This is a genomic window from Dolichospermum sp. FACHB-1091 (assembly GCF_014697585.1).
Lineage (GTDB): Bacteria > Cyanobacteriota > Cyanobacteriia > Cyanobacteriales > Nostocaceae > Dolichospermum.
On record NZ_JACJSB010000018.1, the window covers coordinates 24,736 to 50,993 of the forward strand.

The 26,258-nt window shown below is 37.9% G+C and carries 26 protein-coding genes and 1 tRNA gene; 13 read left to right on the forward strand and 14 right to left on the reverse strand.

Going from position 1 to position 26,258, the window contains the following annotated elements:
* Positions 1-7: 7 nt before the first annotated feature.
* Positions 8-388, reverse strand: coding sequence for a DUF4359 domain-containing protein (locus H6G25_RS12845; protein ID WP_190392811.1), 381 nt, complete (start codon positions 386-388; stop codon positions 8-10).
* Positions 389-511: 123 nt separating this feature from the next.
* On the opposite strand from H6G25_RS12845, the gene H6G25_RS12850 reads away from it, so the two are divergent.
* Positions 512-584, forward strand: a tRNA-His gene (locus H6G25_RS12850).
* Between the two features lie 64 nt (positions 585-648).
* Here H6G25_RS12850 and H6G25_RS12855 read toward each other — a convergent pair.
* The gene (locus tag H6G25_RS12855; protein WP_190392812.1) at positions 649-1,131 is read right to left on the reverse strand and encodes a hypothetical protein; all 483 of its coding nucleotides are present in this window, start codon (positions 1,129-1,131) and stop codon (positions 649-651) included.
* A 128-nt stretch (positions 1,132-1,259) separates the two neighbouring features.
* Positions 1,260-2,321, reverse strand: a complete 1,062-nt coding sequence (locus H6G25_RS12860) for a D-alanine--D-alanine ligase family protein (protein WP_190392813.1) — start codon at positions 2,319-2,321, stop codon at positions 1,260-1,262.
* 1,419 nt (positions 2,322-3,740) lie between these two features.
* Here H6G25_RS12860 and rpsB point away from each other — a divergent pair.
* From rpsB to H6G25_RS12890, 6 genes are all read left to right on the forward strand, one after another.
* Entirely contained in the window at positions 3,741-4,514 is a 774-nt protein-coding gene (rpsB, locus tag H6G25_RS12865; protein WP_190392814.1) for a 30S ribosomal protein S2, read from the forward strand.
* A 97-nt stretch (positions 4,515-4,611) separates the two neighbouring features.
* On the forward strand, positions 4,612-5,556 hold the full coding sequence (gene tsf, locus H6G25_RS12870) for a translation elongation factor Ts (RefSeq protein ID WP_190392815.1): 945 nt from the start codon (positions 4,612-4,614) through the stop codon (positions 5,554-5,556).
* 244 nt (positions 5,557-5,800) lie between these two features.
* Positions 5,801-6,631, forward strand: coding sequence for a hypothetical protein (locus H6G25_RS12875; RefSeq protein ID WP_190392816.1), 831 nt, complete (start codon positions 5,801-5,803; stop codon positions 6,629-6,631).
* A gap of 236 nt (positions 6,632-6,867) precedes the next feature.
* Positions 6,868-9,333: an ATP-dependent DNA helicase RecG gene (recG, locus tag H6G25_RS12880; RefSeq protein WP_190392817.1), complete on the forward strand. Its 2,466-nt coding sequence runs from the start codon at positions 6,868-6,870 to the stop codon at positions 9,331-9,333.
* A gap of 30 nt (positions 9,334-9,363) precedes the next feature.
* Entirely contained in the window at positions 9,364-9,861 is a 498-nt protein-coding gene (locus H6G25_RS12885; protein ID WP_190392818.1) for a hypothetical protein, read from the forward strand.
* A complete protein-coding gene (locus H6G25_RS12890; protein ID WP_190392819.1) occupies positions 9,858-12,650 on the forward strand; it encodes a ParA family protein in 2,793 nt (930 codons plus the stop codon). Before H6G25_RS12885 ends, H6G25_RS12890 begins: the two co-directional genes overlap by 4 nt.
* A gap of 177 nt (positions 12,651-12,827) precedes the next feature.
* On the opposite strand, the gene H6G25_RS21200 is transcribed toward H6G25_RS12890, so the two are convergent.
* The 7 genes from H6G25_RS21200 to H6G25_RS12925 all read right to left on the reverse strand — a co-directional run bounded on the left by H6G25_RS21200 (position 12,828) and on the right by H6G25_RS12925 (position 15,422).
* Complete coding sequence (locus H6G25_RS21200; RefSeq protein WP_242034953.1) at positions 12,828-13,004, reverse strand: ABC transporter permease; 177 nt, start codon at positions 13,002-13,004, stop codon at positions 12,828-12,830.
* A gap of 83 nt (positions 13,005-13,087) precedes the next feature.
* Positions 13,088-13,393 carry a hypothetical protein gene (locus H6G25_RS12900; RefSeq protein ID WP_347239179.1) on the reverse strand — a complete coding sequence of 102 codons (306 nt, stop codon included), beginning with the start codon at positions 13,391-13,393 and terminating at the stop codon, positions 13,088-13,090.
* 122 nt (positions 13,394-13,515) lie between these two features.
* Positions 13,516-13,851 (reverse strand): hypothetical protein, encoded by a 336-nt coding sequence (locus H6G25_RS12905; RefSeq protein WP_190392820.1) that lies wholly within the window; start codon positions 13,849-13,851, stop codon positions 13,516-13,518.
* A gap of 173 nt (positions 13,852-14,024) precedes the next feature.
* Positions 14,025-14,258, reverse strand: coding sequence for a hypothetical protein (locus H6G25_RS12910; protein WP_190392821.1), 234 nt, complete (start codon positions 14,256-14,258; stop codon positions 14,025-14,027).
* 225 nt (positions 14,259-14,483) lie between these two features.
* On the reverse strand, positions 14,484-14,918 hold the full coding sequence (locus H6G25_RS12915; protein ID WP_190392822.1) for a PIN domain-containing protein: 435 nt from the start codon (positions 14,916-14,918) through the stop codon (positions 14,484-14,486).
* Positions 14,908-15,165, reverse strand: coding sequence for a ribbon-helix-helix domain-containing protein (locus tag H6G25_RS12920; protein WP_028089810.1), 258 nt, complete (start codon positions 15,163-15,165; stop codon positions 14,908-14,910). Before H6G25_RS12920 ends, H6G25_RS12915 begins: the two co-directional genes overlap by 11 nt.
* Before the next feature lie 86 nt (positions 15,166-15,251).
* Positions 15,252-15,422: a hypothetical protein gene (locus H6G25_RS12925; RefSeq protein ID WP_190392823.1), complete on the reverse strand. Its 171-nt coding sequence runs from the start codon at positions 15,420-15,422 to the stop codon at positions 15,252-15,254.
* Positions 15,423-15,755: 333 nt separating this feature from the next.
* Here H6G25_RS12925 and H6G25_RS12930 point away from each other — a divergent pair, with 333 nt between their 5' ends.
* Positions 15,756-16,019, forward strand: coding sequence for a DUF3146 family protein (locus H6G25_RS12930; RefSeq protein WP_028084500.1), 264 nt, complete (start codon positions 15,756-15,758; stop codon positions 16,017-16,019).
* 1 nt (position 16,020) lies between these two features.
* On the opposite strand, the gene H6G25_RS12935 is transcribed toward H6G25_RS12930, so the two are convergent.
* The 3 genes from H6G25_RS12935 to ntcA form a co-directional block, all read right to left on the reverse strand.
* Entirely contained in the window at positions 16,021-16,443 is a 423-nt protein-coding gene (locus H6G25_RS12935) for a pre-16S rRNA-processing nuclease YqgF (RefSeq protein ID WP_190392824.1), read from the reverse strand.
* Between the two features lie 175 nt (positions 16,444-16,618).
* On the reverse strand, positions 16,619-18,067 hold the full coding sequence (locus H6G25_RS12940; protein ID WP_190392825.1) for a DUF3084 domain-containing protein: 1,449 nt from the start codon (positions 18,065-18,067) through the stop codon (positions 16,619-16,621).
* A 319-nt stretch (positions 18,068-18,386) separates the two neighbouring features.
* On the reverse strand, positions 18,387-19,058 hold the full coding sequence (ntcA, locus tag H6G25_RS12945; RefSeq protein WP_190392826.1) for a global nitrogen regulator NtcA: 672 nt from the start codon (positions 19,056-19,058) through the stop codon (positions 18,387-18,389).
* Between the two features lie 374 nt (positions 19,059-19,432).
* On the opposite strand from ntcA, the gene fabI reads away from it, so the two are divergent.
* The 5 genes from fabI to H6G25_RS12970 all read left to right on the forward strand — a co-directional run bounded on the left by fabI (position 19,433) and on the right by H6G25_RS12970 (position 25,265).
* The gene (gene fabI, locus H6G25_RS12950) at positions 19,433-20,209 is read left to right on the forward strand and encodes an enoyl-ACP reductase FabI (protein ID WP_190392827.1); all 777 of its coding nucleotides are present in this window, start codon (positions 19,433-19,435) and stop codon (positions 20,207-20,209) included.
* 78 nt (positions 20,210-20,287) lie between these two features.
* Positions 20,288-20,899: an imidazoleglycerol-phosphate dehydratase HisB gene (gene hisB / locus H6G25_RS12955; protein WP_190392828.1), complete on the forward strand. Its 612-nt coding sequence runs from the start codon at positions 20,288-20,290 to the stop codon at positions 20,897-20,899.
* Between the two features lie 68 nt (positions 20,900-20,967).
* Positions 20,968-21,948: an ABC transporter ATP-binding protein gene (locus H6G25_RS12960; RefSeq protein ID WP_190392829.1), complete on the forward strand. Its 981-nt coding sequence runs from the start codon at positions 20,968-20,970 to the stop codon at positions 21,946-21,948.
* A gap of 716 nt (positions 21,949-22,664) precedes the next feature.
* On the forward strand, positions 22,665-24,101 hold the full coding sequence (locus tag H6G25_RS12965; protein WP_190392830.1) for a polysaccharide biosynthesis/export family protein: 1,437 nt from the start codon (positions 22,665-22,667) through the stop codon (positions 24,099-24,101).
* Between the two features lie 303 nt (positions 24,102-24,404).
* A complete protein-coding gene (locus H6G25_RS12970; protein WP_190392831.1) occupies positions 24,405-25,265 on the forward strand; it encodes an SPFH domain-containing protein in 861 nt (286 codons plus the stop codon).
* A gap of 108 nt (positions 25,266-25,373) precedes the next feature.
* Here H6G25_RS12970 and folP read toward each other — a convergent pair whose 3' ends face one another.
* Entirely contained in the window at positions 25,374-26,222 is an 849-nt protein-coding gene (folP, locus tag H6G25_RS12975; protein WP_190392832.1) for a dihydropteroate synthase, read from the reverse strand.
* Positions 26,223-26,258 lie beyond the last annotated feature (36 nt).

The following is a 26,258-nucleotide window of genomic DNA, read 5'->3' on the forward strand; positions in this document are numbered from 1 at the left end:
CTATTCCCTATTTTTGTTCAGCATTGTAAGTATAAAATTGATTCAATGCTCCCACAGTTTCAAATTTGTAACCTGGTATCCACGAATCAAGTTTAATTTCACTTCTATAAATACTAAAGATTATATAGTCTTGTCGGTTGGTTGTACTGGTAATAAGTTCTTTAATTTGTGGTTTAACCGATTGAAGCATTTGATTACAATCAACTTTAATTAATCTTTCCAAGAAATTGGGAGTCTTTTGACATACATCAGTTTCTAAGTATGTTGTCAGCTTGTGAACTGCATACTTTTCATACTCAATCTGATTGGGGTTGGTTTTCGCCATAATCACTCCTAATATAGTAACACTTACTGCTCCTACACTGATGAGAGTAGCTAAAAGTTTCATATTTCAACTTGAGGTGGGTAGTTGTTGGTCTTTAAAAGACTAACAAGAAAATTATCTAAATTTCCGACAAAAAAGCTTGATCATTTTTTTAGTTAGTGCTATTATTGAAAAATAAGTTAAATGGCGAGCGTAGCCAAGTGGTTAAGGCAGTGGTTTGTGGTACCACCATTCGTGGGTTCGAGTCCCATCGTTCGCCCTGAAAAGGTTTACTATCTGAGGGCATCAATTGCCTCATAGATGAGTCACTGAAAAGCCCACACTTACCTGAAAGGGATTGTGTGGAGTACGTCACCACTGTGAGATATATTCAACAAGTTTCTGGCTGATTCTAAATTGGTAGTGAGGGGATAGATTTTCTCTGGTGGCAAAATTATGAGCGGATTTTTGCTATCAGATGGTGAAGAGAGAGTATTTCTAGATTGACGGCGTTTTTGGGAGTCCAATTTTTGACTGTTGCGAGTGCGTTGGCTGGTTTTTTGTGTCTCTCTTGAGGTTTGAAGTGAGTAAAAAATTACGAAAGAACCCGCAGCACAACATACAGCGATCGCTATTACTAACCATAGAGGTATAGAATTACTAGAATCGGAAAATGTGGAAATATTGGATTGAATAGTTAAAAATGGGGCTTCTTCTTGTGCTTTATCTGGCACATAGCCAGTGTAACTCAATTGCTGATAGGCAATAATAGTAACTCCTATAGGAATTAAGAACAAACTCAAAAAGCAGACACAAGGCGATTTCATCAGTATATTTGCAGATAATTTGATATTGGTTGAGTTTTTTTTAGACTCTTGCTGATTATCCATCGCGTTAATCACACTAATTATAATCATAACCAGAGGAAAATAAATATTTTCCTCCTGATATCCTGTTATTTAATCGGAGAATGTCTTTCAATTGCTAGTTGAATCAACTCATCCACTAACCTAGAAAATGGTATACCAGTATTTTCCCATAATTGGGGATACATACTTGTAGAGGTAAACCCTGGTAAGGTATTAATTTCGTTGATGAAAATTTCTCCTGTGGCCTCCACATAAAAAAAGTCTACTCTAGATAAACCAGCAGCATCAACAGCAGCAAAAGCTTGTAAGGCCATTTCTTGAATTTGTTGTGCTACTACATCTGGTAATTTTGCAGGAATGAATAAATCCGCTTTCCCTGGGGTATATTTAGTTTCGTAGTCGTAAAAATCACTATCAAAGGTGATTTCACCAACAACAGAGGCTTTGGGATTATCATTACCTAAAACGGCACATTCTACTTCCCTAGCAATAACTCCAGCTTCGACAATAATCCGTCTATCATAGCTGGCAGCATTATCTAATGCTACTTCTAATTCCTGGCGCGATCGCACTTTAGCAATTCCCACCGATGAACCTAGATTAGCAGGTTTGACAAAACAAGGATAGCCCAATGCAGCCTCAATTTCATCACATAATTTCGGAAATACACAAGGATTTGACCAAATTTGCGCCCTGGTGACGGTTTTATATTTTACTTGAGGTAATCCCACTTGAGCAAAAGCCATTTTCATGGCAATTTTATCCATTCCCGTTGCTGAACCCAATACCCCAGAACCGACAAAGGGGACTTGTGTTAGAGTTAATAAACCCTGTATTGTACCATCTTCTCCATTGGGACCGTGAAGAATGGGAAACCAAAGCTCAACTTCTGCTGTTTCGGGTGGGAATTGCCATAAATTCGGGCTTGTAGATAGGATTTCTTGGGGAACACCAGATTCTAGAACTTGTTGCGCGATAACTCCAGATTGCCAAATCCCATTTTTTTGGATATAAAAAGCCAAAATTTCGTATTTATTAGCATTTTCTTCTAATTTTAGGGCTTGAGCGATCGCCCTCGCAGAAATTATTGAAACTTCATGTTCCCCAGAACATCCACCAAACAGCAAACCCACCCGTAGTTTAGTCATTTTCTTATATATCTCCAAGATCCGCCATTTCCATAATTTCCATACTATACAGAAGAACTGGCGGCTTCACTTGATTGAGGTAATTGGATAGAATATTACAGTATGTTTGAAGGGGATGTTTCTAAATTCTAAATTAATACCTAACCCGGCGATTAGAAAGAGGTTGTTTTGAAGGTATTAGATGAAAGAAACTCCCCTCCTCTGCCTCTCCCCAGCCCTCTCCTCTTAGGAGAACGAAAAGGAATAACATTTAATACTGGAGAAGTTTACCACAGGGGCTTATTTATACACTACAAACTTTTCCAACATCCTTTAAGAGTCTAATTTATTACTTAGGGTTTTCTGGCACTTTACTTAGCCTAGCGATAAAAGTCTTTTCCCAGTGGCTAGTAACTGAATCAAAATATCTATTCTATAAACTTGGTTGAAGTATAACTTGGTTGAAGCAAAATTGAGGCGATTTATAACCGCGACTACACAGACTAAATATATCTACGTAGATAGAAAATTTTTAGTTTTTCATTGGTTCACGCAGGGTAAATTCGTCTGTGTGTTAGCGAATTATAATCGCCCAACACTTTTAAAACATCGTCTTCAAGTTGACTTAATGATCCTAGCTAACCGCAGAATCAACTAGGTTGACATCCGAAGAAGGGTCTAATAAGGTCTTTCTAGCCATCTTTCTTTTCGCAATTACCCCTGCGCCAAAAGCCCCAGTGGCTATGAGCATTACCCAACTGTCTGTGCTCCAGGGAACTACTGCAAAGGTCCTTTGAGTACTAGTACTAAACGTAATAGAGTTTGCCAACGGGGCTGTGCTACTAGTAGTGTATCGCCAATGTGAAAATGTGGTGCCGGTAACGTTATATGCAAAAAAAGGACCCCAATTACTTGTTGTCCCATTTGGAAAACCTAATTTATTTCCTACTCGAGTTGCAGCTGAGCCGGGTAATGAGGTCGGACTGTTAGTAGTAGCACCAAGCCACCATGGTTGCCTTTTCAGTTCAGCCTCGAGGCTATTAAAAGTGCCTGTAACAAGACGCACACTATAGGTTTTACCACCCAAAGTGATTTGGACAGCAGATGCTGGGGATGCACTAGTGGCGAGGACACTGGCAACGGCAAAGCTACCAGCTACGTAAGGCAAAGCACGACGCAAAATATTCATAGGTTAAGAAAGACTTATTAAATTGTTGCCACTAAAATGATACAACAAGTCAATCAAAATGTCAAATTAAATAGCAAAAAAAATAGATTATTTTTTACACAATTAAAACATTCAGGTTCTAAGGCGAAATGAATATATTTGTGTTACCCTAGTAGAGTTGTCAAAAATTCCGCACATCCAGGAATTCGGGTGTTTCTTAACTTCAGAAATGCACCTGGGTGGAGGTTTAACCCGAATAGGAGTAACAAAATATGCCAGTAGTTTCCTTGGCTCAATTGATGGAGTCCGGTGTTCACTTCGGTCATCAAACCCGACGTTGGAACCCGAAAATGGCTCCTTATATCTACACCTCACGCAATGGTGTACATATCATAGACTTGGTGCAAACAGCCCAGTTGATGGATAACGCCTATAATTATATGCGGACTCAATCAGAGCAAGGTAAAAAATTCCTGTTTGTGGGAACTAAGCGCCAAGCAGCGGGAATTATTGCCCAAGAGGCTCTGCGTTGTGGTTCTCACTATATTAACCAACGTTGGTTGGGGGGAATGCTGACGAATTGGGCAACAATTAAAACCAGAGCAGAACGTCTCAAAGATCTAGAACGGAGAGAAGAAACGGGCGCACTGGATTTATTACCCAAGAAGGAAGCTTCCATGCTGCGTCGGGAAATGACGAAGCTACAAAAATACCTGGGTGGTATTAAGAATATGCGGAAAGTCCCGGATATTGTGATCATTGTTGATCAGAAACGGGAATATAACGCAGTTCAAGAATGCGAAAAATTGGGTATTCCCATTGTGTCCATGTTGGATACAAACTGTGACCCAGACGTGGTGGATATTCCTATCCCAGCCAATGATGACGCAATTAGATCCATTAAGCTAATTGTTGGTAAATTAGCAGATGCTATTTATGAAGGTCGTCACGGTCAACTAGAAGTAGAAGAAGATTACGAAGATTACGAAGATTACACTGACGAATACGACGAAAGTGATGTCACTGACTCATCAGACGAAGAATAAACATCTGTAATCAGGATTTAAAGATTCTAAGATGAGTCCTGATCATCTTAGAATCTTAATTAATATTTGTATCTGTCAAGTTAGGAATTGAGGCAACATGGCGGAAATATCTGCAAAACTCGTCCAAGAGCTACGCCAAAAAACCGGTGCTGGCATGATGGACTGCAAAAAGGCGCTGAAGGAAAATGATGGTAATATCGAGGCCGCCACAACCTGGTTACGGCAAAAAGGTATTGCTAAAGCCGACAAAGGTAGTAATCGTATTGCTGCAGAAGGTCTGGTAGACACCTATATTCAGCCTGGTGGTCAGGTAGGTGTACTCATAGAGGTAAACTGTCAAACGGACTTTGTTGCCCGGAATGAGGCTTTTAAAACCCTAGTGAAGAACTTGGCTCAACAAGCTGCGACTGCGGATAGTATTGAGTCTTTATTGGCTCAACCCTATATGGAAAATCCCGGCGTTACTGTTGAGGAATTTATCAAAGAAACCATTGCTACCCTTGGGGAAAATATTCAAGTGCGGCGGTTTGTTAATTTCTCTCTTGCTAATGGCACACCAGGAGTAGCAGACAGCTACATTCACACTGGTGGTCGTGTTGGTGTATTGTTGGAATTAACTACTGAAAGTGATTCAGCAGTTGCTAATGAAGAGTTCCAAGGGTTGGCCAAAAATGCAGCCATGCAAGTTGCCGCTTGTCCCAATGTAGAATATGTCAGCGTAGACAAAATTCCCCCTGAACTTGTCCAAAAAGAAAAAGACATCGAAATGGGTAAGGACGACTTGGCTAACAAACCAGAGAACATTAGGGAAAAGATTGTTCAAGGTAGAATTGAAAAGCGCCTGAAAGAAATGACTTTACTAGATCAACCTTATATTCGTGATCAGAGTATTTTGGTAGAAGATTTGGTAAAGCAAGTAAAATCTAAAATTGGCGAAGAAGTTCAAGTCGGTCGCTTTATCCGCTATGTGCTGGGTGAAGGCATTGAAAAGAAAGAAATTAGCTTTGCTGAGGAAGTTGCTGCCCAAATGGGTGCTAAGTAATTTTGTCAGTATTCAGTAGTTAGGGGTCAGTTGTTAAGAAAATATACTCAATGGGTTGCTGTTGATGATAGACTTTTACCTCTGACTAATGACTATTTGTATTTACAGGCCGGCGTGTTGTACCTGGCCTGTATTTTATTAAATGATGATTATTTTCTCAGAAGTACCTATATTTGTAGTCAGGGGCAATTGATTGATAATTGACAACAGATAGCAGAGAATGGACTATTACCAGTCTAAAATTATGGCGAGAGCAATTGAACGGATAGAAGAAGACATTATTGCATTAAAAGGGGCGACCAGAGCGATCGCTCAAGATCTCAATTTAGCTTATGCTAGATATATGAAGATATTGGGATCAGCGTTACAAAAACAACTGATTTTGGCTAGTTATTACCTGTGTACCCAAGGATATCCTGATGAATTTCTTGACTTATCACTAAATCAGCGACAAAAATTACAACAAGGTATTCGTAAATTAAGTCAACAAGCCGCTAAGGAATTAATTAGTTATATTCAGCCTCCAGAAGTTAGTGAAACAGAAGTAGTTGCAGAAACGGAGGAAGAAGGGGAAACAAAGGAACAAGAAGAAAAGGAACAAAAACCTCCAGCTTTAGACCCTGCTAACCCCATGGAACTAGTGGAATGGCAACAATATTTAGAAGCAAGAATTCGGAAAACTTTACAAAAAGTCTCCCAAGGGGCTAATATTTTAATCCAAAAAACCGGGGTTTTACCCAAAAAACTACCAGAACCGATTTTAGCCGCCGCTGCTGCTGCCGCCTCAGAATCTTCTGGTAATATGATACCCGGCCCTCCCAATCTATTAAACTTAGTTATAGAAGTTAATAATGAGGAAGATTCCCAAGATTCTAATCTGACTCAAATTATGGCTATTCACTTGCGAACAGCAGAAATAGAATTTGCTGATGTAACACTATTGACAGAGCGCAAGGGAATTCGTAATATTCTAATGCAACTGGGTAAAGTAGGGAGTGAGTATCAAAAAAGACAAAAAGAACTTAAGATTGCTGAAGCTGAAGCTGCTTGGCGTGCTAGTTGGTTCGAGGATTAGTTAGCCTTTGCGGAAATTGAAAATGTAAAATTAAAAGTTAAAAACTATGTGATTTAATTTATCAAAAAGTCTGTTTAAGTAGGTGAACGGAAAAAAACGACATAAATAACGAAAAGTAAAGTTGCCCAAAACCTCTTCCCTGTTCCCTTGTCATAACGACAATTTTTCACGCCAACCTACTTATCAAAACTCGATAATCTCTTAACTAATAACCAATGACCAACAACTAATGACCAATGACTAATAAAACACCTGATTGGATAAGATTGCATAAAGCCTTAGCATTTGAGGCAGAAAATGGCTTTATAGATTTAGTAGGTAAGCAACACCGCTTTAGTGAATTTTTAAGTTTGACCTTTGGCAAATTTCCTCTGGGCTTACCTCAAAAAGAACGTTCTCGTTGGCAAGAAATAGCAATGCAATTTGCCAATTATCCAAATTTGGCATTAGCAGAAAAACAACATTTGGTAGCCGAAGTTAGAAAATATCTTAATCAACTTGAAGAAGCACTCGAAACAAAACCTCCTCGAAAAATTTACGAACTTAAAAATCAAAATCCCACCACTCCAATTGTTGCCGAAGTCAGTAAAAAACTAGCTGCAAAAATTGATCAAGAACTTAGCACCTTACCAGAAATCGGTATTAAAAAAGCTGAAAGTTTAGCCCGATTAGATTTACATACTGTCCGGGATTTATTATTTTATTATCCTCGTGATCATATTGATTATGCCCGTCAAGTTAATATTAGTGAATTAGAAGGGGGGGAAACAGTAACTATCATAGCGAGGGTGAAAAGGTTTAATTTCTTTACCAGTCCTAAAAATAAAAAATTATCAATTTTAGAATTAATTCTCAAGGATAATACAGGAGAAATTAAAGTTAGCAGATTTTTTGCAGGTGCGCGTTTTACTAGTCGGGGTTGGCAGGAAACCTTAAAACGCAACTATCCTGTAGGTAGTATGTTGGCGGCTTGTGGGTTAGTCAAAGGTAGTAAATATGGTTTAACTTTGGATAACCCAGAATTGGAAGTTTTAGCAAATCCTGGAGATCCTATTGATTCTCTTACTATTGGGCGAGTTGTTCCTATTTATAGCTTAACTGAGGGAGTAGTAGCTAATACTATCAGACAGGCTGTAATGACGGCTTTAACAGCGGCTGTTAATTTAAAAGATCCTTTGCCTAAAGGTTTACGAGAAAAATATGATTTAATGGAATTAAAAGAAGCTATTCCTAATATTCATTTTCCTAAAGATAGCGACTGTTTAAAAATTGCTCGTCGTCGTTTAGTATTTGATGAATTTTTCTATTTACAAGTTGGTTTATTACAACGTCAGAAACAAGCTAAAACAATTCAAACTGGTGCTGTTCTTACACCCAAGGGAAAATTATTAGAGAAATTCCAGAAAATTCTCCCTTTTAAATTTACCGGCGCACAGCAACGAGTTATTAATGAAATTCTCACCGATTTACAAAAACCTACACCCATGAATCGTTTAGTTCAAGGTGATGTTGGTTCAGGTAAAACTGTTGTTGCTGTTATGGCTATTTTAGCCGCAATTCAATCAGGTTATCAAGCGGCGTTAATGGCTCCCACGGAAGTATTAGCAGAACAGCATTATCGTAAGTTAGTTAGTTGGTTTAACCTGCTACATTTGCCTGTTGAATTATTAACAGGTTCGACAAAAATAGCTAAAAGACGAGAAATTCATTCTCAATTAGAAACCGGTGAATTACCTTTATTAGTTGGGACTCATGCCTTAATTCAAGATAAAGTTAATTTTCAAAGATTGGGTTTAGTGGTAATAGATGAACAGCATCGTTTTGGGGTACAACAAAGGGCAAAATTACAACAAAAAGGCGAACAACCTCATGTTTTAACAATGACTGCAACTCCTATTCCTCGCACTTTGGCATTAACGGTACATGGGGATTTAGATGTTAGTCAAATTGATGAATTACCACCAGGTAGACAACAAATTAAAACCACTTTATTGACTGGTCATCAAAGAACCCAAGCTTATGATTTAATCCGTCGAGAAGTTGCCCAAGGTAGACAGGTTTATGTAGTTTTACCTTTGGTAGAAGAGTCGGAAAAATTAGATTTGCGTTCCGCTGTAGAGGAACATCAAAAATTACAAGAAAGCGTTTTTCCTGATTTTCAAGTTGGGTTATTACATGGACGCATGACTTCAGCGGAAAAAGAGGAAGCAATTCACAAATTCCGCGATAATGAAACTCAAATTATCGTTTCTACCACTGTGATTGAGGTGGGTGTAGACGTGCCTAATGCTACCGTAATGTTAATTGAACACGCGGAAAGATTCGGTTTATCACAATTACACCAATTACGGGGGCGTGTGGGACGAGGTGCAGCGCAATCTTACTGTTTATTAATGAGTAGTACAAGAAGTGCAGATGCTCAACAGCGTTTAAAAGTATTGGAACAGTCCCAAGATGGGTTTTTTATCTCTGAAATGGATATGCGGTTTCGCGGTCCGGGAGAGGTGATGGGAACTCGCCAATCTGGTGTAGCGGATTTTACCTTAGCTAGTTTGGTGGAAGATGAGGATATTTTGCTGTTAGCACGACAAGCAGCGGAAAAGGTGATTGATATTGATACAAGTTTAGCGCGTTGGCCGTTAATGCAGGATGAGTTAAAGTACAGGTATGCGCGGTTAATGGGTGGCGCGATTTTGACGTAAAATAACTGAGTAAAATCTTAGTTAACGGGAATGGCGATAACTTTTACAGACAGAGAAATGCAAAGAGCATGGCGTGAAAATTTTTCTGCCTCTCATAATCATAATAGAGTCCGAACTAATGCCCATCGTTTATTATTATTTTATGCCGTTGAATGTGGTTTAAAAGCAGTTTTGATGAAGCGAAAGGAAGTAAGTCGTACTGATTTATGTCCAGAAATATTAAAATATGGACATGATATAAATGAGTTGTTAGAGGGTTTATACCCTGGTAATAATTCATTGCAAATTTGGAAACTACCAGAACAGTTATTTATTCAAGATATTCAGGATAATTCTTATGTTAAGATAAAACAAGAACGACAATTAACGCCTGATAACATTAACCAGATTTGGCGCTATGGAGGAAAGTTTATCTTAAAAAAAGATGAGAATAAACGGAGCGGTAGAACCGAAATAACAGACGAAGACATAGAGAAAAAATTGTTAAAAATTGTTGAATTGATTCAAAAAGAACTTCAAAGACCATGAAAGATTTTAAATTACTGACTTGGCTTGATATTAGAAGAATTTTTCGACGCAAAACTAACTATGGGACTAATTTACCAGAGAACATAGTAAGTATTAGGTGTTTTTCTGATGCTGTAGAAATAAATATTGCTGATGAAAATTTTATAAATAAAGTCAATGACGTATTAAAAGAATGGTTTGGAGATTGGTACGATGAAGAGGAATCTGTTATTCGATTTGATATTGGTGATGCTACATTACCCGTGGAATTTATCTCAGAAGAAGAACCTTATATAACAGATATTGAGATACGTCCTTTTTGGGAAGAAATTGCTTATTTAGAAAGTAATTCAGAAAGTGATTCAGAAACAGAACCTGCTGTCAAAAAAATAGTTAAGCTTCCAGAAGCATATACGGAAAAACCTAGTTTAATAGCGTTTTATTCTTTTAAAGGTGGTGTGGGAAGAACATTAAATTTAACAGCCCATCTTTTTGCTTTGTTAGATAGAGCTAAAGAGTTAAATGAGTCTATAAATGTGTTAGTTATTGATGCTGATTTGGAAGCACCAGGTCTTACCTATTGGAATGCGTTGGCAAAACAACAACCATCCGTTTCTTTTATTAATTTTTTAGAAGTTTACCACTATTCACCAATTGATAGAGAAAAAGCACTTGCTTTATTTGCTAACGAAGTAAAAAAATCAGTGAAACATGAAGGAAATTCACAAGTTTATTTTTTACCTGCATTTCTAAAAGATAATGAATTATTAGATATACCCATTTTACCTGAACATTTAGTCAGAGGTATAGATGGAACATGGGAATATGGTAATGCTATTCATCATTTAGGTGAAATTTTAGGTGTAGATTATGTTTTTATTGATTTGAGAGCAGGTTTAAGTGAAATATCTAGTCCTATAATTTTTGATCCCAGAATCCAGCGTTTTCTTGTCACAACAATCAATGATCAATCTATTCAGGGTACAAGTTTGGTTTTAAAACAAATTGGCAAAGTTGCACCATTAGAAGCAGAAGTTAAAGATAAAGAATACTATGATCCATCAATAATAATTAGTATGTTAAAAGAAGAATTTAAAAAATTACCAGCATTTAATAATGCCTTATTTGAATTAATATCTGCTTATGTACAATCAGAAGAAGATAAGTTAGATGAGCCAAGATTGGAAATAAAAGAAGCTTATTTTGTCGAGGAATTACTTTATGTAAATGACTGGGAAGATGCACGCTCTAAATTAAATAGAACTTCAATTTCAGTAATGAAAATTGCTCAAGAGTGGGCTGAGGGAGAGTTAATCACTACATCCACTGAGGAATCAAGTTTAAGCCTTAGAGAAGAAACAGATAGACTTACAGAAGTTAACCGACTTAGGGATCTGAGTCAGCGTTATGAATATGCTGAAAATGGAGAAGGGGAAGATTTATTAGTAACAGAACCATTAAAAAATTTAGCGACTAATTACAAAGAACAATTACCTTGTGTTGTATCCATTGGAGCTAAGGGGGCAGGTAAAACTTTTAATTATGTTCAGTTGTCAAGGTTTAAGTATTGGGAATCATTTTTAGATAAAATTGACAATATATCAACATCATCAGAATCACAAACTTATATATTTCCTCTGCTGCAAACAGGCAACCTTCTCGATAAAGCTAAGAACGTAACTAATGAAGCTAGAAATAATGTTAGAAAAGCTCTAAGCGAGAATTTACCTGAATTTTCACCTGATGGTTTCAAGACTAAAATTCAAAAAGCTTTATCGAACATAAATTGGGCAGAACCAGAATGGACAGAATTTTGGATCAATGAAATATCAATAGCTATAGGTATTAATGGTGAAAACGGAAATGTTAATAATCTGAGCATAATAAATCGTGAATTAAAAAAGAAAAATTTACGGATAATCTTTCTTTTTGATGGGTTAGAAAATATTTTTCCTGAGATTTCTTATCAGCCACAACAAGAAAAAGCTTTAAGAGCCTTGATTCAAAATGTACCAGGGCAGTTATCTGAAATACGACAATCTAATATTGGTTTAATAATTTTTCTCCGTCGAGACTTTCTCCGTTATACAATTAAACAAGACTTGAAACAGTTTGAAAATCTTTATCGTCCTTACGATTTATCCTGGGATCAAGAGTCTTTTCTAAGGCTTGTTTATTGGATTTGTAGTAAAGCACAGTTAATAGACGCAAATCAAAATATTATTGGCAGTTTAAGCAAAAAAAATATTATCGAAGAATTACAGAAGTTATGGGGTAAAAAAATTGGTGCAGATAACTCGAATGAAGCCTACACACATTCTTGGATATTTGCTGCATTAACAGATTTTAATAACAGACTGCAAGCAAGAGATGTTGTCCGTCTTTTATACCATGCGGCTGATATAACAATAGAGAATTATCAAGAATCACAATTTGTAAAGTGGTTCGCAAATAGACTTTTACCCCCTCAAGCTATCCGTCGAGCAATTGAGCCATGTAGTAGAAAAAAAGTAGATGAAGCCAAAGAAGAATATCCCACATTTGGAAAATGGGTTGATGAAACTCTTTATCAGTTTACGCCAGAACAAAAGAAAATTCCTTTTGCTGTCGAAGAGTTAGGTATGGATCAGCCAACAGTGAGGATGTTAGAAGAAATGGGGGTGATTTACGAAGATACAGGAAAACAAGATACTGCACGTTTTTATATGCCTGAAATATTCCGTGAAGGTCTAGGATTTTCTCTAGCTCGTGGAGCGCGTCCTCGTGTAATGGTACTAAAACGTAAAGCACTAGAGAAAGGAATTATGTAATTTTTTGAATTTCGCTAATCTTGATTTAACTCAACTGATTCCGAAACTTACTCACACTAATACTCAACAACACCACAGCAAAACCAAGTAATGCTAAAACATGAATCCACAACACATCTAAACCAACTCCCTTGAGTAAAATACCCCGTACAATTGTGATGTAATGACGTAAAGGATTTAGTAAAGATAGAACTTGAAAAAAGGAGGCATAGCTTCAATAGGAGAAACTGCCCCAGATGTCCGCACAATTGGTAAATTAATAAAGAAAGATGTCAGTAATACTTGTTGTTGAGAACGGCAAATAGTCGCTAACATAATTCCTAAACTAATTCCCACAAATAAGTAACTATGCAAAATTAATCGTATATTTTTATCGCTGTATCCCTTATGCAGTAAGGAATTTAGGCAAATCAGATGTGAATTACATACACTTGTAGTTATTTGCTGTTGGGTTTCCTTGGGTCAACCCAACCTACTTCATCATCATTACCAAAAGACACACAAGGACTATCAATTTCTACTGCTGGAGTAAATGAACTACAAAAATTTACGCTAACACAATCAACATCTAACTCATCAGGGTGAGTACACTGTGATTTAACATAAAAAGCACAGTCTTGACAAATAGTTTTATATAACATTAGCTGCAAGTCAATGACGGGACTCCATGGTGAATAATCCTCATATGCTTCTAAAATTTTATTTGTTGGTTTAAAGATATTTTTCTTCTCTTTAGTTTGCATTACTTCATTCTCATAACTTTATAGATATCTTCAGAAATCAAGAGTGCATCAATTGAAGCCCTTGGTAGAGGCAATTCATGAATTGCCCTTACTTGATTCTTGGAGATGTCTTATTTTTTCTTTTATTTCTGGGATTTAGCCAATTTTCCTTTACCCCATAAACCCAACCCAAAAAGTACCGTACTACCGATCAAAGGAAGACTATCAGTTTCCCAAGGAACCGCAACCAAGTTACCATTGACAACTAAATTGTCAATCCCAGCATTATTACCGATAATACCAGAAGATCCTTGACCAGACGCAGTTAGACGCAAATTAAAATTTGTATTGGCCTGAAGCGTATTTCCAGTAAAGTCGAAGGAAAATGGAACAGGAGAAGGATTGGGGATAGTGCTAGAGTTAGTATATAGATCATTGACACTAACAGTAGCTAATGTTGTGTTACTGCTATCTAACAAGGCAATGGTTAAATCAAAATCCCGTGAATTTAGTTGTGTCGTTCCTCCACCGCTAAAAATATAGCCATCAAGAGTAATTTCAGTTAAGTTTATCGCTTGTGAACCAACTGCCAGAGGAACATCAACCGTCCAAGTTCCTTGGGTGTGTAGGTTGCGGTTAACAGCAAATAGGTCTAGGGTGTCGGTAGTTTAAACAAAGGAAAATTGGCTGTCAAATTGCCAGGATCACTAACGCCATTGGTTGTCCAATTCAAATTTGAGGCAGTCGCTCCAGAAACAGTACGTCCGTTAAAATTAGTCGATAATATATTAATTGCGGATGCAGCTTCAGGGACAGATACGATTGTGAAGGGAGTTAGTAAGGCTAAACCTAATCCAGTTAATGCCAGTGTGCAATGAATTTTCATACAAATGTTTTTTGATTTTTGTAAGTGTTGTATCTTCGTGATGATAAGATTTAGCGGTTCTGGAAGTCAATAGAAAACTAGCACTTCTTATCATGAAAATTCTTGCCTGAAAGTTATCGTTCAAATTCTTTTTCCCACACTGGCCACTAGGGGATAGAAAAGGGGAACCAATTCAGACCGACTGACCGTTAAACAGGGAAAAGGGCGATCGCCACTAGGAGAATGTTATCCCACATTCCGCTTAAAAGGATTTGTAAACTTTACACCCTCAACAGTTGCACCTGATGGAAAATCTTCACTGTAAATTTCTTCAATTTGATTAAGTCTTGCTGTTGCCCAAATTTGCGCGTCCCAAAAACTAAAGTTATGGGTTTCTACACCACGAATAGCTTCTAGGGAGATTAATTTTGTCATATTAACAATATGGCAAATGGCTAAGTAGTTACGCATTCGCATCAGTGCCTCAGCGGGAGTTAAAAGTGATCTTCTTGTCCGGGTTGTAGCCATAAAAAACTCCCCTATCACCTGGGTACTAATTACTGCCTTTCCAGAACGAATTAACCTATCAACAACTGCGATCGCTTGTTCCTGTTTTGCGGTATCTAATGGATCGTAGATGTACACAAGAATGTTCGTATCAATAAAAACTCTACCGTTCATAAAGGTCTTCCCGCTTCCAGTCCCTACCTCCAGCTTGAACAGGTCGAGTTTTGATTTGTGCAATAAATTCCCTTTCGGCTTCCCACAGTAAGATATCAGTTTGGGGGACAGTTATTTCCCCAAGATGAAGGTCAATGGCTTGACGGATAATCTCGGCTTCACTTACACCTGTTTGTTGTGCAATCTCTTTGAGTAGATGTTCTTGACGTGCTTGGATGTAAATCTGTTTGCGAATTTTGGTTGACACAATTTAGAAGTATATTTAATGTATACATTACATTATACATTATTTCTGAACAAATAGTCAAAATTGCGAGTTTTCAAGCAACTGAATTAATATTTATCATCATTACCAAAAGACACACAAGGACTATCAATTTCTACTGCTGGAGTAAATGAACTACAAAAATTTACGCTAACACAATCAACATCTAACTCATCAGGGTGAGTACACTGTGATTTAACATAAAAAGCACAATCTTGACAAATAGTTTTATATAACATTAGCTGCAAGTCAATGACGGGACTCCATGGTGAATAATCCTCAAGTTGAGATAAAACCCACTACATAATATACAAGGTAGTGGGCGATAGCAGTAATAAACAATGTCGTTCTTATTATCTGTTATTTTCGTAACAAAATTAATTATTGAATGCAATTATTGCATTAATATCTTGCATCTATCGTCATTTAACTACAAATCAGTAGTTAAGAACCTAGACTTTACTAACTTATGTTGTCTTTATTAGTTTATTGATTTAAGCTATTTTTAGTACGTAAAATAAATAGCCTACATAAATAATTGGCTTTTATCCCATACCTGACATTAAATAAGTGTGAGTGCAAAACGTCTGCCAGAAACTACTGCCCATGTTAGAATTATCCGCCAATCTTGGCAACAGGGCTTTCTTGAAGGTGAAGTCAGCGCTGGTAATTTTCAATGGCATTTCCAGTGGCATTTTCGTCGGGGGGAACTTTCTGTAAAGCCTTCCCAAGGTCGTGCTTTAATTAAAGAACCTCTAGGACGGTTTTTAGAACAACAAGATTATCAATTAGAACCTGGGGGAGATTATGCTTTTACAATTCGGGCTGAACTCTAAATTATTTGTTAGTTAGTCGGTTTAAGTATCTTTCAATCAGAAGGACTGCCACAATATCATCTATTGCCCTGGGAGGTTGACGCATTCCTTTGGGTAATAGTTTAATCATACCTTGGGGTGGATACATCTGCCAATAGCGATCGCGTGCTTCTAAGGTAGAATAACGTTCATCAACTAAAATAATATTTGTGGGTTTACTTAATTCTTGATTAAGTTGCTGTTTCCACTTTTTAGCTGTTGTCTGATCTCCCATCACTATTAACGATACAGGAAATTTTTGCAATTGTACTTCAATATTAGCGATCGCTTCATCTGCTAATATAACTTTATGATAATACAGTTGTCTATTTAATCCCATTACTGCAATACCACATTTATCACGACCAGGATCAAATCCTAAAATTACAGGTTGTATATTAGTCATTGATTATTAATCATTAATTCTTTGTTATTATCATTTGCTATTGTAAATCAATCATCTGTTATTGTAAGTCAATCATTTGTTATTGTAAATCAATCATTTGTTATTGTAAATTAATTTAGTAATTGTGTAAAGTTTTGCTTTGTTGTTAGTTTATGTTGAATTGATTTTTGATTGTTCAGGTGGTGAAAAGAATTTGTCCATTTAATAAAGCCACTAATTTTATTCTTAATGGACCAATAGTATAAGTATCCTCTGCGGCTACGGCTTTAACTTCTACCTCTTGCTCTGTTTGCTGTAATTGAGTAACAAAGCGAACAAAAGTTCCTTCTACTTCTACAGCTTCAACAATTCCCGCATTTCGAGCGCGAAATTGAGAAGCAGAAACTAGTAAATCTAGACGTTGACGCAGTTGGTCAGATGTCATATTTATTAAATCGGCTGTAGTTGTAGCCAGTACCTCACCTGATGAAAATACTAGTTGATTTCGGGCTGCATCTGCAAAAAATTCGATTTGCTTTTCACCTCTAACGTAATTACCTGCTGAAAAGATTCGTACTACATATTCTCGACCATCTTTAATTTGTGCAATTAATTGATCAACTTGATTTTTAGTGACACGCAGTATTTCTGTATTTGTAGATTTAGCGCCAGGTTCAGTTAATTGAATATTGGCATTGCGGTTAGCTTCCTGTAAAATTTGGATAATTGCCTGAGTTGCCATAATAGGTTTATCAACAGTAATCAATCCTGCCACTATCACTTGACCCCTTACTAAAGCTAGTTTACCCAAACGGAGATCACGGTAAGACTGATAATATTTTTCTAATCTAGCTACTTCTTGTTCTAAAAATTTTTGTTGTTTTTCCAATTCTTGTAAGCGAGATTCTCTTGTCAGAATAACCTCTTCTCGTTGTTTAATTTGTAGATTGCGGTTTTGAATTAGCTTATCTAATTTAGTAATTTTGCGATCGCGTTTTTCAATAGCCGTCTTTGCCTCATCAATAGCTTGCTTACTTTGAGCATACAATCTTTCCCGTTCTGACTTTAATTCTTGCACTGCACTTTGTAATGTCAGGCGCTGATTGTAAAGAGTTTGTAATTCAGTTTTAGCTTGTTGATATTGAACCACAATTCCACCGAGACGACCTTGAGTTTCATTAAGTTGTGCTTGAGTTCGAGCTTGTTGGTTAAGGGTACGATTTAGTTGAGATTGTGTGGCTTTTTGTTTAGTATTTGCCGCCCGCAAATATTTATTGATAGTTTGTAATTCTTGTTGTACCTGACTTCGTTCTTGTCTGCTTTGATTTAACTCACGTTCTACCTGACCTTTTTGAGTTTCTGCGGTTTTTAGTTGTTCCCGCTTTTGTCCCAAGTCCCTTTGAATATCCTCCAACTCAAATAAACCCTTTCGTAATCCTTCATCAGCAGCAAATAGAATTGCTAAAGTGGTGGCAGAAATCAGACCACCCGTAAAAATAGTCACAATTACAGCCGTTTTTTTGGGACGCAAATTGAAGAGTGAGAGACGTGCCTTACCAACTCGTGTGCCGATGCGATCGCCCACGGTGGCAATTACGCCTCCCAAAATGAGAATTGCTGCAATTAGGATGTAACCAGTGGTCATTGTTAGCTACTGAAATACTGACCAATCTAGCCTACTACGTTCAACCATTGTCTGCGGATAAATAATCAATGGAGTGGGGGTAATTTTGGAATTGGTTGCCCCTAATATCTGAAAATCCGTACCAATTCCATTACCTGACCAAAAAATTTTAGATTTTAGATTGGGAATTTTCGGTACAAGCCTCGCCCCGAAGGGGCGGAACTAATCCAATGTTTAGTTAATCTAAAATCCTCAAGCTGCACAGTTGAGGGTGGAGTCAATCCAAAATCCAAAATCGTAAATCCAAAATCTATTGACCTTACCCCATAAATTATAAATTTTAAGTAAATTGCTTACTTAAAGCGACAGGTTTATGCACAGTAATCTTCTTTTTATGAATGGAAATCATTTTTTTCTCGCGTAAATCTCCCAGGAGTCTAGTCACCGTAACGCGAGTCGAGCCAATTGCTTCAGCGATCGCCTGATGTGATAACTTCAGATCAATGGTAATGCCATCAGCAGAAGGAACGCCAAAATCACGACAAAGAATCAGTAAAAAACTAATTAACCGTGAACCCATGTCGCGGTGAGCCAGAGTTTCAATCATCATCTCCGTCTGGAGAATCCGCGAAGACAGCCCTCGCAGCATTAACATTGATAATTCTGGATTTTCCTTCAGTGACTGCTCCACTTGTTCAATTGGTGCTGAAAGCAATTCCACATTAGTAAATGCCACTGCATGATAGAATCGGTCAGACTTATTGCCTGTCAATAGAGACAGCACGCCAAAAACGCTATTTTCCCTCAGCAGAGCCACCGTTATTTCTTCTCCTGCCTCATACACCCTCGACAGTTTCACAGCACCCTTGAGAAGAAAATAAACTCGTTCAGCAGGATCTCCCGGAAAAAAGATCGTCTTATTGCGTTCAAACGTCTCGACAACCGGGGGAAAAGCCCCAGTTGCCATCTGACGAAAAACATTTGCTAGGGCTTTGTCTTGTGTCACGATCATCTCCCTTCCCCTACCCAATGCCAGAAAAACAAAAACTAATTACCTAAGAATACACCTGAAAAATCAATAAAGCACCGTTATTTTTTTTGTTTTTCCTATACCCAAATTCATATTTCCTAGTCCTTGGTTGATTATAATACATAATTTCCGTTCAGGTTAGCTAGTAATTATTGATAAGTAGTTCTGCTAGTTATCGTCTCCAGGTTTTGCCCCAAAGCTGGGAAATTTCTTGAGAATCTTTACAAATATGGTGATGGTTTACCAGGTACTTACTGCCCACTCTTTGCGGATTTTAGAAAATTTCTAGCTGCACAAAGTTAAACTAGGGTCAGATTCTAGTATGCTCCTAATGATGAATTATATTAGCAAACTTTATGCTGAATCTGTCTGGAAAAAATGCCTTAGTTACAGGTATTGCCAATAACCGTTCTATCGCTTGGGGAATTGCCCAACAACTGCACAAAGCGGGGGCTAATTTGGGTATTACCTACTTGCCAGATGACAAGGGTAAAATGGAAAAAAAAGTGGCTGAATTGGTAGAACCGCTCAACCCTAGTTTGTTTCTGCCCTGCAATGTCGAAAATGACGAGCAAATTCAATCGACTTTTGAAACTATCCGGCAAGAATGGGGAAAATTAGATATTCTAGTCCATTGTTTGGCCTTTGCTAAAAAGGAAGATTTGACCGGAGGTTTTAGCCAAACTTCCCGTTCTGGTTTCAATACGGCTTTAGAAGTTAGCACTTATTCTCTTGTACAGTTGAGCGGTGCTGCTAAACCTTTGATGACTCAAGGTGGAAGTATTATTACTCTTACATATTTGGGAGCAGTTAGAGCAATTCCTAATTATAATGTTATGGGTGTGGCTAAAGCAGGTCTAGAAGCCAGTGTTCGTTATTTAGCAGCCGAATTTGGTCCTGAAAATATTCGTGTTAATGGCATTTCGGCCGGTCCTATTCGCACTTTAGCATCCTCCGCAGTCGGTGGTATTCTAGATATGATTCATCACGTTGAGGAAGTAGCCCCGCTCCGTCGCACTGTCACTCAATTGGAAGTAGGTAATACAGCCGCTTTTTTGTGTAGTGATTTGGCAAGCGGTATTACTGGACAAATCCTGTATGTAGATGCAGGATATGAAATTATGGGAATGTAAGAACAGGCAACGAGCAGGGGCAGGGATAATATTTATTGCCCCTATTACCCATTACCTATTACCTATTGCAATTGACAAATGACAACTGACAACAAACAAACATCTCGTATAGCCTCACTTCACCGTACTACTGGTGAAACCGATGTTCATGTCACTATCAACCTTGATGGTACAGGTATATGTAAAGTATCTACAGGTATTCCCTTTTTAGATCATATGCTCCATCAAATCGCCTCCCATGGGTTATTTGACCTGGATATTCAAGCTCAAGGTGATTGGGAAATTGATGATCATCACACTAATGAAGATGTGGGAATTACCTTGGGACAGGCATTATTTCAAGCTTTGGGAAATAAAAAAGGAATTGTCCGTTTCGGTAATTTTACTGCTCCTTTAGATGAAGCCTTGGTACAAGTATCCTTAGATTTCTCCGGTAGACCTCATCTGAGTTATGGTTTAGTAGTTCCTACTCAACGGGTGGGGACCTATGATACACAATTGGTGCGAGAGTTTTTTGTGGCCTTGGTAAATCATAGCCAAATGACCTTACATATTCGTCAATTAGATGGCATTAATTCCCATCATATTATTGAAGCTACTTTTAAAGCCTTTGCTAGAGCTATGCGAATAGCAGCGGAAATTGATCCACGTCGAGCCGAAACCATTCCTAGTTCCAAAGGTGTATTATAAAAATAATGGCCGATATCGGTTAATATGCAGACACTTCTCAATAGTCAGTAATTAGTAATTTCACGTCCATGAATTTTGTTGCAGACAACCCCGATTTTCAACAAAATCCCCTAGAGAAACAACCTGTAGTTCTGACTTGTGAACTGCGAAAGGTATATCGCACGGGATTTTGGCTCAATCAAAAAGTTGTATCCCTCAAAAGCTGTTCTTTACAAGTGTATCCTGGAGAAACCTTTGGCTTGCTCGGTCCCAATGGTGCTGGTAAAACCACTTTGTTAAAATTGTTGTTGGGAATTATCCGCCCCACATCTGGAAGGGGATTATTATTAGGTCAACCCATAGGTGATGTTAAAGTTAAACAACATATTGGCTACCTCCCAGAAAATCCCTATTTATACGACTACCTCAGTGGTTGGGAATTTTTAGAGTTAGCAGCGGGTTTATTTCAAATTCCCCAAAAATTACAACGTCAACGTATTCCCCAATTACTGGAATTAGTCGGTTTATCCCAAGCTGATGCTCGTAAAAAGCAAATGCGGCGTTATTCTAAAGGTATGCTTCAGCGTGTCGGGATGGCACAAGCTTTAATTAATGATCCTAATTTGGTTTTCTTAGATGAACCTATGTCTGGACTTGATCCCCTGGGACGTTATCAAATGCGAGAAATTATTCTTTCTTTGAAAGCATCTGGTAAAACCATATTTTTTAATAGTCATTTGTTGAATGAAGTGGAAAAAATTTGTGATCGTGTGGCTATTATTTCTCAGGGAGAATTAATCTGTTCCGGTTCTCTCAATCAACTTTTGGGTGAAAATAACACATATCATATTAAAGGTCAAGGAGGAGATAGAGAAATCTTGAAAAAATGGATAGCTGGTTTAGAATTTGGGGCTGATGGTTGTTGGCAAGGTATACTCCAGGAAAATGACTATGATTTTCTGTATAGTCTGCATTTGATGGGAGGAAAAATCATGACTATGAACCTATCACGTCAATCTCTAGAAGAGTTTTTTATTCAGCAAATTCAAACTCGAAATCATCATGGATAAATCAACCATAAGTAGTAATTTTATTCTTGACTAGACTGCTATAGTTACAGATTAATATGTAATTTGTAGTATGATCCAGCAACTTTCAGGTATCAGCAGTAAAACCCTTTAGCCGCCAGGCTTGGTGATTAAAAATTGTCCCTCATTGACTTGCAATATGCTGTAGGTTTCAAGGGTGTTTAAAATTTTTGAATTGATATTTGCCGAAAGTTTTTAAACCATCCTTTGAGCCAAAACTGAAAGAAGGAAGAACTGGAGATAGATTGCTATGAATTTCTAAAAAATAAAATTATAGATCTTATATGTTTGAGAAAATATAGGAGGAAAGGTCAAAAATATAGCATCGAAGATTGTCATCAAGATCGAGAATTAAATTGTGTAAATGAATTGACAAGCCAAGGAAATTCATGGAAAATCTAAAATTGATATCCCAAAGCAACAAATTCAAATTATTGATGTTGCTGAAACCAGGTATGAATTTAGGTGTAGAGATGAGAATCCCTACATGAGGAAAGTCTCTAGAAGGGTTTTGAAATCATCAAAAATCATTTTCATACCTCAAATCAGCAACGCCAAATTATTTATGTATTTATATCCGGAAAATTAAAGACTTATGAGAAAATAAAATTGTTCAGCCACCACGATGTTTAGATGTACCAATGTTAAAATGTTTCAAAATAACTGCAAATATCCTCATCTCCAGGTTTTAAGTAAATATGCTTAATAAAAAATTGTCTAAATTCCTTACCCATTCAACCATGGGTTTAGCATTGTTAACAAGTGTTAGTATCGCTTTGCCATCTGCGAGTATGGCACAGAAGCAGCCAGTAAAATCAACATCTAGTATAGTTACAGATTACTTATTAGGAGGCGGTGATCTTATCCGTGTAAATGTATTTGAAGTTCCAGAATATACGAGTGAATATCAAATTCCTCCTGGTGGTGCAATTAATATGCCTTTAATTGGTAGTGTACCCGTTTCTGGCTTAACAACCGAACAGGCTGCTGATACCATTGCTAAAAGATATTCTCGCTTTCTCAAACGTCCCCTGATTTCCGTTAACTTATTATCACCTCGTCCCATAAATGTATTTGTAGCTGGAGAGGTAACAAGGCCTGGAGCTTACACCCTGAGCTTACAAGGGGGAGCGGGGAATAACCCCGGTGTGCAATACCCAACGGTATTAGCTGCCCTAACTATAGCCCAGGGTGTGACATTAGCAGCAGACGTGACTCAAGTGCAATTAAGGCGCAAAGTAGGGCGTGCTGGGGAGCAGACGGTTTCCCTAAATTTGAAGGAATTGACTCAAACAGGGCGAATATCCCAGGAAATTACCCTACGAGATGGAGATACCATTATTGTTCCTACTGCTACTAGCCTAAATGTGGCTGAAGCGCGGAATCTCTTTGCAGCTAACTTTGCTGCTAGTCAAAGTTCACCCCGCACAGTGGTGGTAATTGGTCAAGTCTACCGTCCAGGTTCTTATCTTGTCACCGCTGGAAGTGCAGGTGGGGGTGACGGTGGAGCTAGTGGTAGTGGTTTACCCACTGTGATGCGGAGTTTACAACTAGCAGGGGGAATTACGTCCCTTGCCGATGTACGGAAGATTAAATTACGCCGCCCTACCCGTATTGGTACAGAACAAACTATAGATATCAACCTCTGGGAATTACTGCAAAGTGGTGATATCAATCAAGACATAGTGGTGCAAGATGGAGATACAATAGTCATTCCTACAGCTACGGACATTAGTGCGGCTGAGGCTACGCAATTGGCTAAAACTACTTTATCACCAACGACTATTGAAGTGGGTGTAGTGGGTGAAGTCAAAAGAGCAGGGGCGGTAAAATTACAACCCAATAGCTCTTTAAATCAGGCACTATTAGCTGCTGGTGGTTTCAATGATAGTAGGGCTAAAAAAGGAAGTGTAGAACTGATTCGCCTCAATGCCAATGGTACAGTTACTAAACGTCCAATTGCAGTGGATTTATCTAAAGGAATTAATGAAGAAACTAATCCGATTCTTCGCAACAATGATGTTGTGGTAGTTGATCGCAGCGTTTTAGCTAAAACAGGTGATACAGCCAGTACCATAGCTGGTCCTTTAGGGACTATCTTGGGGATTATCAGACTATTCACCACTGGATTTTAGGTTATTTAGGAAAGGTAAAGTAATGGTTTTCTAGGTTTCCCACCAAAAAATCTAGGACTAAAATTAAAATATGCTGATGATAGACTAGTAGTTACTGAGTCAGCAATTAATTAATCATTAAGTTAATAATTATAGTAATTACAAGTGTAGCAATAATCGCCTATAATATCAAGGCAAGTTGATTATTGACAATGATCATTTAAAAACTATACATTCAAGACATTTAAACTTACAGTTAGTTAATATACAGTATAACCATCACCCTGAAATCAATTCCGCCCAAAGCTGAAAGAGGAGAAGATAATGGACCCAATAATTTTGATCATATTTTTAGCTCTAGTAGGTTATGCCTTGGCCTCTGCAAAGATGGTAAATCAAGGGAATGTCGCTTTAGTTGAACGGTTGGGGCGATATCATCGTAAACTTAACCCTGGACTGAGTTTCATCGTTCCCATCATTGATCAAATTGTGATGGAAAACACAACCAGAGAGCAGCTTTTAGATATTAAACCGCAAAATGTAATTACTAAAGATGGTATCTACTTAGAAGTAGATGCAATTGTTTATTGGCGGATTAAAGATATTGAGAAAAGCTTTTATGCCATTGATGATCTAGAACAGTCTCTAGCAAACATAGCCACAACTACCCTCCGGGAAAATATCGCCCAAAATTCCTTAGAGGATACTAATATGTCTAGAGATCAGATAGACAGAACCGTATTAGGGGCATTAAATTCAATTACAGTTACATGGGGAGTTGAAATCACGCGATTAGATATTCAGAGTATCACCCCACCGGAGACTGTACGCAAATCAATGGAAGAGCAACAGAACGCGCAAATAAAAAAACGAGCCGCGATTTTAGCCGCAGAAGGGGAGGAAGAAGCGGCGGTGAAGAGGGCGAAAGGAACTAAAACATCTATAGAGATCATTTCTGAAGCCTTGCGTTCTCACCCTGAAAGTAAGGATATTTTACGGTATCTTGTTGCTCAAGATTACGTAGATGCTAGTGAGAAACTTGGTGCCAGCAATAATGCCAAAATTGTGTTTGTAGATCCTGCTAACTCAACGGAAATGTTCCAAGAGTTGATTTCTGATTCGGTACAAGAAAATCACATTAAAAACCCTGGTAACGGTCATGGTAATGGTAATGGAGCTAATTGATATGGTGTATTTTATCTAGATGAGGTACACTTTTAGCGGGCAAGATGCCCGCACCACAAGATTTTTATGATTAATATTTGTACCTCATCACATCGGAAACTGCTGTAATTAGTAGGAATGACGAAAAATGGCATCTGTCACCAGAGTTACTTCTTGCATTTCTTGAACATCATGAACTCGCAGGATATCTGCACCATTAAAAATGGCTGCACAAGAGGCTGCGGCTGTTCCCCAAATCCGTAATCTTGGATCTGGTTGATTGAGGATATTACCGATAAAACTTTTGCGAGATGCTCCTACTAAAATCGGAGCATTAAGTGTTTTTAGCGATCGCAAGCGGCGGAAAATTTCTAAATTCTGCTCATGATTTTTAGCAAAACCAATACCAGGATCAATAATGATTTTATTTTTGTCAATTCCCGCCAGGATAGCCTCAGTAATTCTCTGGGATAAAAAGCTATAAATCTCACCTATTAAGTCTTGATAATCCGTGAAATTGACCATATTTTCCGGTTTTCCACGGATGTGCATTAAGATAATTGGCACGTTTAAACTAGCCACAGTTGGCAGCATTTCTGGATCATAAGTACCAGCAGAAATGTCATTTACTAAATCTGCTCCCGCGTTGATAGCTGCTTTAGCTACCTCAGCCCTCGTTGTATCTACAGAAAGAGGGACATCAATTACTGGACGTAGCACCTCCAAAACAGATATAACCCGATCAAGTTCCGCATCTATTGATATTTGCTTCGCCCCCGGACGAGTTGATTGTCCACCAATATCAATGATATCAGCGCCAGCGGCAACCATTGCTTGTGCTTGGGTTAAAGCGGCGGAGATAGTATTAAATTTACCACCATCACTAAAACTATCAGGGGTGACATTTAAAATCCCCATGATATAAGTCCGCTTTCCCCAAACAAAACAGTGATTCCCGATAGTTAATTTGTCAGACATTATACACTATCCCAATTGTTAATGACCCCAATCCCC